This is a genomic window from Bacillus sp. 105MF (assembly GCF_000374885.1).
GTDB lineage: Bacteria > Bacillota > Bacilli > Bacillales > Bacillaceae_G > Bacillus_A > Bacillus_A pseudomycoides.
Genome location: NZ_KB895573.1, coordinates 106,770 through 120,754 on the forward strand (window position 1 = coordinate 106,770; position 13,985 = coordinate 120,754).

Annotated in this window: 9 protein-coding genes and 3 other annotated features (1 of these 12 only partly in view); of the genes, 1 reads left to right on the top strand and 8 read right to left on the bottom strand. The window is 35.7% G+C overall.

Annotation, left to right across the window (positions count from 1 at the left end):
• The first annotated feature begins 254 nt into the window (after positions 1–254).
• Positions 255–1,082: a peptidoglycan-N-acetylglucosamine deacetylase gene (locus tag C564_RS0113910; RefSeq protein ID WP_018765736.1), complete on the top strand. Its 828-nt coding sequence runs from the start codon at positions 255–257 to the stop codon at positions 1,080–1,082.
• Between the two features lie 336 nt (positions 1,083–1,418).
• On the opposite strand, the gene C564_RS0113915 is transcribed toward C564_RS0113910, so the two are convergent.
• The 8 genes from C564_RS0113915 to C564_RS0113950 form a co-directional block, all read right to left on the bottom strand.
• The gene (locus C564_RS0113915) at positions 1,419–3,383 is read right to left on the bottom strand and encodes an LTA synthase family protein (RefSeq protein ID WP_018765737.1); all 1,965 of its coding nucleotides are present in this window, start codon (positions 3,381–3,383) and stop codon (positions 1,419–1,421) included.
• Between the two features lie 791 nt (positions 3,384–4,174).
• Complete coding sequence (locus C564_RS0113920; protein WP_003198439.1) at positions 4,175–5,800, bottom strand: ABC-F family ATP-binding cassette domain-containing protein; 1,626 nt, start codon at positions 5,798–5,800, stop codon at positions 4,175–4,177.
• A gap of 140 nt (positions 5,801–5,940) precedes the next feature.
• A complete protein-coding gene (locus C564_RS0113925; protein WP_018765738.1) occupies positions 5,941–7,113 on the bottom strand; it encodes a GNAT family N-acetyltransferase in 1,173 nt (390 codons plus the stop codon).
• A gap of 225 nt (positions 7,114–7,338) precedes the next feature.
• Positions 7,339–8,643: a 3-phosphoshikimate 1-carboxyvinyltransferase gene (aroA, locus tag C564_RS0113930; protein WP_018765739.1), complete on the bottom strand. Its 1,305-nt coding sequence runs from the start codon at positions 8,641–8,643 to the stop codon at positions 7,339–7,341.
• Between the two features lie 18 nt (positions 8,644–8,661).
• On the bottom strand, positions 8,662–9,762 hold the full coding sequence (tyrA, locus tag C564_RS0113935) for a prephenate dehydrogenase (RefSeq protein WP_018765740.1): 1,101 nt from the start codon (positions 9,760–9,762) through the stop codon (positions 8,662–8,664).
• A complete protein-coding gene (gene hisC, locus C564_RS0113940) occupies positions 9,755–10,855 on the bottom strand; it encodes a histidinol-phosphate transaminase (protein WP_018765741.1) in 1,101 nt (366 codons plus the stop codon). Before hisC ends, tyrA begins: the two co-directional genes overlap by 8 nt.
• Positions 10,856–10,871: 16 nt before the next feature.
• On the bottom strand, positions 10,872–12,044 hold the full coding sequence (gene aroC / locus C564_RS0113945) for a chorismate synthase (protein WP_018765742.1): 1,173 nt from the start codon (positions 12,042–12,044) through the stop codon (positions 10,872–10,874).
• A 53-nt stretch (positions 12,045–12,097) separates the two neighbouring features.
• Positions 12,098–12,333: a binding site (T-box leader), on the bottom strand.
• Between the two features lie 9 nt (positions 12,334–12,342).
• A complete protein-coding gene (locus tag C564_RS0113950; protein WP_003198427.1) occupies positions 12,343–13,419 on the bottom strand; it encodes a bifunctional 3-deoxy-7-phosphoheptulonate synthase/chorismate mutase in 1,077 nt (358 codons plus the stop codon).
• Between the two features lie 139 nt (positions 13,420–13,558).
• Positions 13,559–13,792, bottom strand: a binding site (T-box leader).
• Between the two features lie 55 nt (positions 13,793–13,847).
• Positions 13,848–13,985, bottom strand: a binding site (T-box leader); it runs 95 nt beyond the window's last position.

Below are 13,985 nucleotides of genomic sequence, written 5' to 3' on the forward strand. Positions count from 1 at the left end.
CTTTTTCATTTTAAAAACGCATATGTACAATTATAGAATTTAGATTTTTTTAACCAACGCATTACTGTTTTTTATCCATTTCTCTTTTCATTTTCAAAAACCTGCTAAGCAAGAATAATTATCACAGTAAGAACAACAAAATCTTACATACTTTTTTACAAACTTTTTTGTACTTGTAAAAATCTTTTTTTGCATTTACCTACCTAAAATTGCTAATATAGTAGAGTAGAACTATTATAGAGAGAAGGAAAACTATGCACAATGGAATTCGAATGACAACCTTAGTAAAAAGGGCATTGTTAATTTGCGTCGGGGTATTATTTTTATACGAAGCAATGTACGGTCCAACTCATATTGCTCGGGCAAGTACGGGAGATGAAACAAAATCTGTTCAACTTGTAAGTGAAATTCAAACTGCTCTAGCTCCGAAAGAAGCTCCAAAACAATATAACGGGCAAGTTAGAAAAGTTGCTTACTTAACATTTGACGATGGTCCTGGAAAGTACACTGCTGAGCTATTAGAAATGTTGAAAAAAGAAGATGCGAAAGCTACATTTTTCCTAATTGGAGCAAACGTTAAAGCATTTCCAGATCTTGTGAAACAAGAATTAGCCGAAGGACATTATGTTGGTATGCACAGTATGACACATAACTACAAAAAGCTATATACTGAAGGACATTATGTGGATGAAATGAAAGAAGATCAAAGTTTAATTGCTGGGATTATCGGAAAATCCCCTATCTTAACACGTCCACCATATGGCTCAATGCCAGGATTGAATGAAGCGCTCCGCAATAAAGTTGCTGAAGGTGGTTTTAAGGTTTGGGATTGGACAATTGACTCTTTAGACTGGAGATATAATAAAATGCCAGTAGATGCTGCCTCGGCGCAAATTGTACAAAATGTTCTTGCTGGTGCTACAAATCCAATCGAGGTCGTGTTAATGCATGATATTCACCCACAATCAGTAAAAGCTGTGCCTGGGATCATTAAAGGTCTAAAAGAAAAAGGTTATGAACTGGAAAGTTATCAAGAAGATGAACATTTCCCATTAAACTTCTGGCATGATAAACGTATGTAATAAAAAAAGACTTGATTTTCTTTATAGGAAAATCAAGTCTTTTTTTATTTTTATTTGTTTAGAAAATAGAAGTTATTAATTTTACAAGTATAGATACTAACTTTGCAAAATTAGATTGTTTCAATCACTTTCTACTAATATAGTATCTTGTATCTCCCATTAAATTAAGTCCAAATTATCGTTTCTGTAGTGTGCAATAATTGTACTCTTTTCATACATTTATTATACTCTATCAATTTGGTATGTGAAATTATCAAATGTCTCCAAAATAGAAAAGCCTCCTCACAAGGATATTTATCCTTATAAGGAGACTAACGTTGATTTATTTTATTACGTTTAACCTTCTTGCGTAGTTTTTACTTTCGTCTTATTTTTATCACGATGATTATAGTTATATTTCGAACGATCTACTGGTGTAAATCCTTCTGGTGTGTAGAATCGTAATAAATCTCCGTTTACAACTTCATCAGAAAATTTAAGTTTCTGTTGAACCATTTTTTCATTTTGTTTGATTTCATCCGTTGCTTCTACTGGTTTTCCAGTGGTTGTGTCATAATACTTTCCATTAAGCGCAGTAACGGCCGGACTTACATAGTTACCATTACGGAACGGAACAACTTGTTGATGCTCTGTTGATAATAAATCTGTACCAAATTGGATATAATTCTTTGTATCGGTACCTAGTAAATGTAACAGCGTTGGAAGAACATCGATTTCTCCGCCATATTGGTGTTGAACTCCGCCCTTCATTCCTGGAACATGAATGATTAAAGGTACACGTTGTAATTGTGCATTTTCAAATGAATTAATTTCTTTACCCATGATTTGTGACATCGCTGCATTATGATTATCTGAAATACCATAATGGTCTCCATACATCACAATGATCGAATTGTCATATAAACCAGATTGCTTCAAGTAATCCATAAAGCTTTTTACAGATTCATCTAAATAACGGGCTGTTTGGAAATACGTATCTACAGATGAATCACCAGTTTTTGCTGGTTCAATTGTCGCTTCATCCTTATTAATTGGATAAGGGAAGTGATTTGATAACGTAATAAACTTCGCATAGAACGGTTGTTTTAATGTTTGTAACATTGGAATAGACTCATTAAAGAATGGTTTATCTTTCAGGCCATAGTTTACAACATCTTTTTCATTCATATCATAATATGATGCATCAAAGAATTTATTAAATCCAAATGATTTATAAATATCATCACGATTCCAGAATGTTTTATAGTTACCATGGAACACCGCAGATGTATAGCCCTGCTGTCCTAAAATAGCTGGTGCTGCTTGATACGTATTATGAGCTTTGTTTGTAAATACAGACCCTTGTGGTAAACCGAATAGTGAGTTCTCTAACATAAACTCCGCATCAGATGTTTTACCTTGTCCTGTTTGATGGAAGAAGTTATCAAAATACAGTGTATTTGCATCTTGTGTAAATGAATTTAAGAATGGTGTAACTTCTTGTCCGTTCAACTTGTAATTAATTAAAAAGTTTTGGAACGACTCTAAATGAATATAGATAACGTTCATACCTTTCCCCTTACCAAAATACTCTGGGTTAGGGCTTGCATAGTTCGATGTAATATAGTTTCTTACACCGGTCATGCTATCTCCATCCGCTAAAGCACGTTCTGTCGATGCTTTCATACTTTGGATGCCATCATAAATTGTATAGTTGTACGCACCTAAGTATTTCACAATGTAGTTGCGGTCAAACGTTCTTGTTAGTAATTCAGGACGATCAGATTCTGCTAAACCTAAGTTGATGCTAAAAATCAAAATCCCCATAATAAATACAAGTGACAATTTATATTTTGCAACACGAATTGGTTTTGGATTAGCAAATTTTGTTATTACCAACACAAGCAAGATAATTGTGTCTAAGAAATATAATGGATCATATAGATGTAATAACGCTAAAATACTACCACCTAAATCTCCAAAGTTATTCGTTTGTGTTAATGTCGGGAACGTAATAAAATCGCTGAAAAAGCGATAATATACTACGTTTGAGTATAAGATAATTGACAGTAACAAATTAATAATAATTAACCAAATATAAGATCGTTTCCCTTTTGCAAATAATGCAAGTCCTAAAAATAGGACAGCTGAGCTTAGCGGGTTAAAAAATAGCAAGAATTTTTGGATTGTGTTCGATATTCCTAAGTCGAATTCTGTAACATATGCTGCATATGTTTTTAACCAGAATAAAACAACTGCAAAAATAAAGAACCCAAAATGATTACTTAACACACGCTTGCTCTTTAATAATAATTGTTTCATCTCTCCACCTCTTTTAATCATCCAAGGTTTATTTTTTATAAGTCTATCTCTGTTTTGAATTTACTTTCCCCAAACAGCCCTCACTTTTCTTTAACCTTATGAAGAATATTAGTAATTATAAGTTTAAGGTTGTATTTATTCAACTATTTCTTATTAAATATATTGACCTAGATATATATTTAATCAAATACATTTGTAACATTTTTCACTGCTAATCCTAAAAGACTATCCGTGTAACAAGACATACCTACTATAAACTTTTATACGCTACTCCGCAAACATTCTTATTTCCAAAATTACCAATTGGATTTATTGCTGCTAATTTATTCATTCTGAGAAAACTTCTTCTTACTGCATCCTTTATATGTATAAAAATTATAATTTATATACATATTTTTTATTATTAACTTCTATAAACAACATTTAATTCCATTATTTCTCCTGTTCATTTAACATTAGCCTTGTGATACGAAAAGAATATATTTAATCTGAACAGGCCGGTTCCGTTTGGAAAGACATGTAATTTTTCATTATATGTAAATCCATTTTAATTTTTCGATATCTAAATCCCTGCTATGCAGAATAAAAAGTAACTTACACTCGTTTGCTTTTGCTCTTTCTGTTTTTACTTCGCACGTGGCAGAAAAAGGCCCTGACCGCTTCTATGCATGGCCAGAAGCTCTCCCCCACCTAAAAAAAGGGATTTTATGTCGGTTTTTTAATTGATGTACATATAGTAAAAAAACAAAACCCTCGCTCTATTCTAAGTGCGAGGGTTTTGTTTTTACAGATTATTTCCCTTGATACATTGCATCTACTTGCTTTTGAAGTTCTACATTTTCTAAGAACTCATCGTATGTCGCTTCTTTATCGATTACACCGTTTGGCGTCACTTCGATAATACGATTTGCAATTGTTTGTACGAACTGATGGTCATGAGATGTAAATAGTAATGTTCCTTTAAATGCGATTAAACCGTTGTTTAATGCTGTGATAGACTCAAGGTCTAAATGGTTCGTTGGATCATCAAGTGTTAATACGTTTGCTCCGCTTAACATCATTTTAGAAAGCATACAACGAACTTTTTCTCCACCTGACAATACAGAAACATTTTTCTTTACTTCTTCACCAGAGAATAGCATACGACCTAAGAAACCACGTAAGAAACTTTCTGTTTCATCTTGTGGAGAGAACTGACGTAACCATTCAACTAAGTTATATTCACTGTTCTCGAAGTACTTAGAGTTATCTCTTGGGAAGTAAGCTTGAGATGTTGTAACGCCCCACTTAAATGAACCGCTATCTGGCTCCATTTCACCCATAAGAATTTTAAATAATGTTGTCATTGCAATATCATTGCGTCCGATAAATGCAACTTTATCACCTTTATTTAATGTGAAGTACACATTATCTAACACTTTTTCTCCATCAATTGTTTTTGAAAGACCTTCTACAGTTAATAAGTCATTTCCTACTTCACGCTCTGGTGTGAAGCCAACGAATGGATAACGGCGTGATGATGGTTTAATATCATCTAATGTAATTTTATCTAATAATTTTTTACGAGAAGTCGCTTGCTTCGCTTTAGATGCGTTTGAACTAAAGCGTGCAATGAAGTTTTGTAACTCTTTTACTTTCTCTTCTTTTTTCTTATTTGCATCTTGTGTTAGTTTTAATGCTAATTGGCTTGATTCATACCAGAAGTCATAGTTACCAACATACAATTGAATTTTACCGAAATCAAGATCCGCCATGTGCGTACATACTTTATTTAAGAAGTGACGATCATGGGATACAACGATAACTGTATTTTCAAAGTTCATTAAGAAGTTCTCTAACCATTGAATCGCTTTTAAGTCTAAGTGGTTGGTAGGCTCATCTAATAATAGAATGTCAGGTTGACCGAATAATGCTTGAGCAAGTAATACTTTTACTTTCTCTGCCCCTGTTAACTCTGACAATTTTTTGTCATGAACGTCTTCTCCAATGCCTAGGCCTTTTAAAAGGATTGCCGCTTCAGATTCAGCTTCCCAACCGTTTAGCTCAGCAAACTCACCTTCCAGTTCTGCAGCACGCATACCGTCTTCATCACTGAAATCTTCTTTCATGTAAATTGCATTTTTTTCTTGCATTACTTTGTAAAGACGTGTGTGGCCCATAATTACTGTTTCTAATACAGGAAACTCTTCGTATTCGAAGTGGTTCTGTTTTAATACTGCTAAACGCTCACCTGGCGTGATGTTTACATCGCCTGTTGATGGATCAATTTCTCCAGATAAAATCTTTAGAAATGTTGATTTACCAGCACCGTTTGCTCCGATTAAACCGTAGCAGTTACCTGGTGTGAATTTTATGTTAACATCATCAAATAATTTTCTGTCTGCAAAGCGCAATCCTACGTTACTAACTGTAATCATGTGTTTCCTCCAATTTCGATACTTTTATATACATACTTCACTTACTATAACATACTTAGGCATCTAAAGGTATATCTAATCATCTTTCTATTTCAACAAAATAAAAAGCACTTTTCAAATCGTGCTTTTTATTTGAAATTTTAAAAGAAATCATAAATAAATGGTCTATGTAATGGAATCAACTGTTCAAGTGTTTTTACTTCTTCCTCACTCCCTAAAATATGGTCCATTTCGTATAACTCTAATGGACGCTTATATCCAAATAACATTGTTGATAACGCATTTATATTTAAATGGATTCCGCTACTATTTTGTTTTTCGGTTTCTTCTTTATTAACAATCACTATTTCTTTATTCTGTAATTGAACCGTCACATTATTCCACGCGGCAAATGAGTCTGAAATATGTAAAATGACATTATTTTGTTGATTACTCCAAACAAATGGATATTGATTTAAAAACTGCTCCACGTCTACAATCCGAGCCATAAAATAAGGAGTAATTTCAGCCTTAACTCGAGGCTCTTGTAAAGTATAACGTAATGGCTCTGTTTCACTTAGTATCATCTTAAGCTCTTTTATCATCGAATCATGTTGGCAAATAAAATTCCAAAGTCCATTTCGAGCTTCATTATTTAGCGGTACAAATTCTTCCACTGTCATTTTTGAATCATTTATTTTGTACAGCATATAACCAGTAGCTTCATCTTTTTCATTGTAATAGACCGCTGCCGTCAAATCATGGTAAACTGCTTGTGTCCACCAATCCGTACTTCGAACTAGCATACCAGCGAATCGCTTCGCAAATTGCTCATATACTGCTTCTATTTCTTTTGGATGTGAATCTTTATTAAAACGTCTCACATTCCCTTTCACATGCTTTTGCATCACTAAATCACTCTTCGTCATGGAACATATGAAACGATTGGCAAATAGTTCCCATCCATACTTTCTATAGAATGAAACTGCAAATGGATGTAACATTGATACACTAAATCCATCTTGTTTCATTTTTCGCAGCACATACTTCAGTAATTCTTTTACATGCCCACTCCGTCTATACTCTGGGTATGTCGCTACTCCTGCAATTCCACCCATTTTAAACATTTCATCACCAATATTTATTTCGAATGGAAGAAGGTGCAATTTTGCTGCAAGTTGATTTCCTTCCAAAATCCCAAACAGTTGATGGTGCTTTTTCATTAATGTAAGACGCCTTTCAATTTGATCTTCCGGTACCTTATATTGAAATGCATATTCAGATAAAGCAATCGCTTCTCTATATTGTCGCTCTGCTAATTCAATTACTTTCATGACTTTCTCCTCCTATTCCCTTTATTACATTCGTACTCATACATATAAAATCCTATCTAAAAAATTAGAAAGGTCGATGAAATATACATCGACCTTTCTATAATTATTATATCTCGATATAACACACACTATCTTCCAAATAAAGATTTGCCATAAAACAAAAAGCTTTGCTTACTAAGCTAATCACTTTTATCATGTCCCCTGTATACCATATAAAGTGAAACTTTATGCTTTTTCCAATTCGGTTTGTAGTTTGCTCAATTCCTGAAAGAATGTAGGATACGATACACCTACTGCTTCTGCATCTTGAATCGTTGTTTTTCCTTCAGCTATACAGCCGGCGATTGCAAGCATCATTCCAATGCGATGATCACCGTAACTATGTACTGTATTGCCTTTTAAAGTTGATTTACCGTAAATAATCATTCCGTCATCTGTTGCTTCAATACGAGCTCCTAGTTTCGTTAGTTCAGCTACAACTGTATCGATACGATTTGTTTCTTTTACTTTCAGCTCATGTGCATCCTTGATAACTGTAATTCCTTCTGCTTGCGTTGCTGCAAGCGCAATGATTGGGATTTCATCGATAAGTCTTGGGATAATATCCCCTCCAATTTCAATCCCTTGAAGTGAAGATGTTTCAATCGTAATATTCGCAGCTGGCTCTGACGCATCCTTATTAATAGGCTGTATTTCTAACTTAGCACCCATTTTAGTAAGAACATCTATAATTCCTGTACGAGTCGGATTCATTCCAACATTTTGTAATACAAGTTTACTATTTGGAACAACCGCTCCCGCAACTAAGAAAAATGCCGCTGAAGAAACATCACCAGGTACCTGTATATCAGTCCCTATTAATTTTTGTCCACCAGCAATTTTCACAGTTTTATCTTCACGAGTTACCGTAACGCCAAACGCCTCAAGCATTCTTTCTGTATGGTCTCTTGAAATATGAGGTTCTGTAACAGTTGTTACACCTTTTGCAGTCAGTCCCGCAAGTAAAATAGCCGACTTCACTTGTGCGCTTGCTACAGGTGAAGTATAGTCGATTGCTTTTAAACTTCCACCTCGTATTGTAAGCGGAGTAAACGTCCCTTCTTCTCTACCATCAATTTTCGCTCTCATAAGTCCAAGCGGATTCGTTACACGTTTCATTGGTCTTTTTCCAATTGATGAATCACCTTGGATGCAGGAATGGAAAGGTGTGTTCGCAAGTATTCCAGACATTAATCGGATCGTTGTCCCCGAATTACCAACATCTAAAACATTTTTAGGTTCTTGTAACCCTTCTAATCCTTTTCCCATTACAATTACTTCATCACCATTTTGTGAAATTTCTACTCCCATTTCTCTAAAACAAGAAATTGTACTTAAACAATCTGCACCGGGCAGAAAACCTTTAATTGTTGTTTTTCCCTGCGCGATTGCTCCAAACATGACAGCACGGTGTGAGATAGATTTATCTCCGGGGATTCTAATTGTTCCTCGCAATCCACTTGTTACATTTTGTATCGGTTTCTCCTTCACGGTGTCATCCTCTCCTTATTACATTGTTTCATATGTTTGATATTCTTCTTTTTGTAATGCGATCACTGCTTTTAAGCGATCCTCTTCTCTTTGGAAGCTAATACGAAGCACACCAAGTAATCCCTCTCGCGCTTCTATAATTTGCAGATTTGTAATACTAATTTCTTCATGAGCTAAAATACTCGTAATATGAGCTAATGCCCCTACTTTATCTAAAACATCAACATATAAGTCATGATAAGCTGGAATCGCTCCACTTTTACGAACTGGTAAAGAATCACGATATTCTTTCGCATCTGCAAAGTAGTTTTGTATTTCGCCTGCATCTCCTATAGAAACCATCTTATATAACTCTTCCATTTCAGAGATCCACTCTTTTAATAATACCATTAAATGCTCACGATTTTGCTTTACAATGTCACTCCACATTTTCGGACTGCTAGATGCGATACGTGTAATATCTTTAAATCCACCGGCAGCTAGTTGATGAATGAGTGGATTATCTCCTGCATGTTTCTCGACTTGTTTTACTAAACCTGCCGCAATAAGATGCGGAAAATGACTAACGATTCCTGTTACATAATCGTGTTCTTCTGTATTTAAGACGAGAAAATGTGATCCTGTTCCTTTCAACCATACTTTTAGCTCTTCCACTTGATCATTTGGCACATGATTCATCGGTGTTAAAATGTAAAATGCATTTTCAAATAAATGCGCCTTTGCACTTTCAACACCAGTTTTATGAGACCCTGCCATCGGATGTCCGCCAATAAAAGAAACTTTCTTTGAAAATAAAGCTTCCGCTTCATTCATAATTGTTCCTTTTGTACTTCCAACATCGGTCACTATTACATCATCCCGTAAACGAAATGACGCTAGTTTGTGTAATAACTTCTTCGTTTCTTCAACTGGAGAGGCAAAAATAATTAAATTTGCCTCTTCACATGCACGCTGTAAATCTATTGCTACTTCATCTACTACATGTAATTCTTTCGCACGCTCTACCTGCTCTTTAAATAAATCATAACCTGTTATCGTTACATCGTGCTCTTTCTTAATTGCTAATGCGAGAGAGCCTCCTATTAATCCTGTTCCAATTAATACTACCTTTTTACACATTGGCCTCATCTCGAGACTTATGTTTTTTATTTTCAAAGTGTTGTTTTAACACTGAAATCACTCCTTCATTTTGTTCCCTTGTTCCGATTGTAATACGGACACCATTTGGAAACGGACGAATAATAAACCCTGCGTGCGCGCAAGCTTCATAAATTTCTCCAGCATCATCTACCGGCAAGAAGATGAAGTTTGTTTGCGACGGATAGAATGGAATTTCATTTCTCTTACAAAAACTTTCGTATTGTTGCAGCCCCTCTGTATTAACACGTACTATCTTTTCAATAAATGACTCGTCGCTTAAGGCAATCGTTGCTGCATTTTGTGCCAATGAAGATACGTTAAACGGCAAACGTACAACATTTAATTTCTCGATTAACTCTTCATGTCCAATCGAATACCCAACACGGAATGATGCTAATCCGTATGCTTTAGAAAACGTTCTTAGTATAAGAATGTTTTTATGTTTTTCTAAAAGCGGTAATGTCTCTGGGAAATCTTTTGCTGTTACGTATTCATAGTACGCTTCATCAATGACAATTAACGTATTTTTACTAATTCCCTCAATGAATTGAGTCAATTTTCGCTCATTTACATATGTGCCTGTCGGATTGTTCGGATTACAAATCCAAACGATTTTTGTATTGTTATCAACCGCTGAAGAAATTTCGTCTAAATCATATACACCGTTATTTAAAGCTACTTCTTTCACTTCGCACCCTTCAATAACTGCATGATGACGATATTGCGGGAAAGTTTCTCCTGCTGTTACTACATTATCTCCCTTACAAAGTATCGCACGGCTTATAATTTGAATGACTTCATCAAGTCCGCTTCCACATATAATTTGTTCCTTTTGAACTTGTAGTTTTTCTGCAATTGTTTGGCGAAGTTCTACAGCTCCTCCATCTGGATATAAGGCATGTTCATGCCATGCTTTTTGCAACTCTTCTATAACACGTGGTGAACAACCGAATGGATTTTCATTTGATGCTAATTTTACAAATGAATGATCCCCATATATCTCTTTCATTTGCTGCGCTGATTTACCTGGTTTATATGGCTGTAATGATGATAATTGCTCTTTTACCTTCATCTGGCATCCATCCTTTTTAAAATTCTTTTGCATATTTGTTATGCTGCGTAATATTTTGCTTGATTAATTCCATGCGGTCTTTTCCGAATTGTTCAACTAATGCGTCCGCAAGCTCCCATGCAACCACAGCTTCTGCAACAACACTTGCAGCTGCTACTGCACAACTATCAGATCGTTCAATACTTGCTTGGAATGTTTCTTTCGTATCAATATCTACACTCGCAAGTGGCTTATATAATGTAGGAATCGGCTTCATTACACCTCTTACTACAATTGGCATTCCTGTAGTCATACCACCTTCTAATCCACCTGCATGATTTGTTTTTCTTGTATAGCCTTTTTCTTCATCCCATAGGATTTCATCGTGTACTAAGCTTCCTGGCTGCCTTGCCGCCTCAAATCCAATCCCAATTTCAGCGCCTTTAAAAGCATTAATACTCATAATTGCTCCCGCGAGTTTTGCATCTAATTTACGATCATAATGTACGTAGCTACCAACACCAATTGGCATCCCTTCCGCAATTACTTCTACAATTCCACCTATTGAATCCCCACTGCTTTTTGCAGTATCGATAGCATCCATCATCTTTTGCTCTACCTCTTTATCTAGGCAACGCACAGGTGAATTTTCTGTAATTGTTTGAATTTCTTCTATTAGTAGTCGGCCTACACGATTTGCTTGTATCCCGCCAATCTCAAGAACATGTCCTGCAATTTGCACACCTAATTCTTTTAAAATTTGTTTTGCAACTGCAGCAGCAGCTACTCTTACAGTTGTCTCTCTTGCAGAAGAACGTTCCAAAACATTTCGTATATCACGGTGACCATATTTAATTGCACCATTTAAATCAGCATGTCCTGGACGTGGTTTTGTAATTGTACGTTTCATTTCTTTACTTTCTTGCTCCGAAATAGGTTCAGCCCCCATTACTTTCGTCCAATGTTTGAAATCATCATTTTTTACGATTAATGTAATTGGTGAACCAAGTGTTATTCCGTGGCGCACACCACTTACAATCTCTACTGTATCCGTTTCAATTTGCATGCGTCTCCCGCGACCATGCCCTTTTTGTCTTCTTAATAATTCCTTATTAATATGTTCTGCTTCTAACGATAATCCTGCAGGTACACCTTCTAAAATAACAGTTAACTGCGGACCATGTGATTCTCCGGCTGTAATATATCTCATTTCTCTTACCCCTTTATTATTTTTTTGTACAAAAAAGTCCCTACTGAGCGCTCAGTAGGGACGATTCATATCGCGGTACCACCCTAATTGTAGACTATTTTTTTGTCTACCTCTTATCATTGTTAACGATCTATGAGACCGTCTTTCCCTTCATAAAGATATGATCTTTACTACGAAAAAGATGCTCTAGGGCTGTAATTCATGCTTATCTTTGTACTGATTCTCACCGGCCATCAGCTCTCTATAAACAGGGAGATAAGCACTACTGTTTCCCTTTCCACGCATATTCAATATGAAATTAAGATAATTTATTTTTAAATCCTTTTAACTCTTCCATGAATTTATGGAACTCTGGAATATCCATTTGCTGTGCAGAATCAGATAATGCAACTGCTGGGTCTGGATGTACTTCTGCCATGACTGCATCTGCTCCAATTGCTAGCGCTGCTTTTGCAGTAGGTAATAATAAATCTCTGCGTCCTGTAGAATGCGTTACGTCCACAACAACAGGTAAATGTGTTTCTTTCTTTAAAATTGGTACTGCTGAAATATCTAACGTATTACGCGTTGCTCTTTCGTATGTGCGGATACCGCGCTCACATAGTATAATTTGATCATTTCCTTGTGCGATGATGTATTCAGCTGCATTAATGAATTCATCAATTGTCGCTGCTAAACCACGTTTTAATAATACAGGTTTATTTACTTTACCCACAGCTCTTAATAAATCGAAGTTTTGCATGTTTCGTGCCCCAACTTGAATGACATCAACGTAATCAAGAGCCATTTCTACATCATTTGGATTTAAAATCTCACTGATAATCGCTAAATCGAATTCATCAGCTACTTGGCGTAAAATTTGTAAGCCTTCAACCCCTAATCCTTGGAAGTCGTATGGTGACGTTCTCGGTTTGAAAGCACCGCCGCGCATTAATTTTAATCCTTGTGCTTTCATCGCTTGCCCCACTTGGCGAACTTGCTCTAAACTTTCTACCGCACAAGGACCCATGATGAATGTTTGTGTTCCATTTCCTAATAATTCACCTTTTACATCAACAATTGTATTTTCTTTTTTCTTTTTACGTGAAACAAGTAATGCTTTACGGTTGTCATCTTCTTGCAATTCTAAGCTCGCTTTGAAAATCGTTTTGAAAATGTGTTGAACTGTTGAAGTTTCGAATGGCCCTTCATTATGTTCTGCGATCATATCCAGTACTTCACGCTCACGAACTGGGTCAAAACGTTTCGTACCTTGCACTTGTTTTTGTTCCCCAATCTTCTGAACAATTTTACCTCGTTCATTTAAAAGCTCTAGTAACTGTAAATTGATTTTATCCACCTGTTTACGTAATTGTTCTAACTCATGATTTGCCATTTTAAAATCCTCCTTTTAATGTTTAAAACTATGTGAAGAGAATAAAAATTCCCTATTTTCTGAATTGAAACTCCACAAAAACTTATTATGAGATCGATTCCGCCTTTTATGTGTACAAAAAATCCCTACTGATCTACTCAGTAGGGACGATATTTATCGCGGTACCACCCTAGTTGCAGACTTATTTCGTCTACCTCTCTTCACTGTTAACGATCATTTGACCGTCTTTCCCTTCATAAAGACAATTATCTTTACTACGAAAAAGATGCTCCAGGACTGTAATTCGCACTTGTCTTTGTACTGGTTCACACCAACCACCAGCTCTCTGTTACAGGGAAACAACTACTACTTCTTTTCCTTTCACCGCATGTTATATTCCATTTTCAAGTTGGGCCACAAAAATACAAAAAGTCCCTACTGATCCAATCAGTAGGGACGATATTTATCGCGGTACCACCCTAGTTGTAGACTTATTTCGTCTACCTCTCTTCACTGTTAACGATCATTTGACCGCCTTTCCTTCATAAAGAAAACAAATCTTTACTACGAAAAAGATGCTCCAAGAC

Coding starts and splice junctions, on each gene's coding strand:
- tyrA (WP_018765740.1), bottom strand. CDS start 9,762: ATGTGTAAAAAGGTAGTATTAATTGGAACAGGATTAATAGGAGGCTCT.
- aroC (WP_018765742.1), bottom strand. CDS start 12,044: ATGAGATATATTACAGCCGGAGAATCACATGGTCCGCAGTTAACTGTT.
- C564_RS0113910 (WP_018765736.1), top strand. CDS start 255: ATGCACAATGGAATTCGAATGACAACCTTAGTAAAAAGGGCATTGTTA.
- hisC (WP_018765741.1), bottom strand. CDS start 10,855: ATGAAGGTAAAAGAGCAATTATCATCATTACAGCCATATAAACCAGGT.
- C564_RS0113925 (WP_018765738.1), bottom strand. CDS start 7,113: ATGAAAGTAATTGAATTAGCAGAGCGACAATATAGAGAAGCGATTGCT.
- C564_RS0113915 (WP_018765737.1), bottom strand. CDS start 3,383: ATGAAACAATTATTATTAAAGAGCAAGCGTGTGTTAAGTAATCATTTT.
- C564_RS0113920 (WP_003198439.1), bottom strand. CDS start 5,800: ATGATTACAGTTAGTAACGTAGGATTGCGCTTTGCAGACAGAAAATTA.
- C564_RS0113950 (WP_003198427.1), bottom strand. CDS start 13,419: ATGGCAAATCATGAGTTAGAACAATTACGTAAACAGGTGGATAAAATC.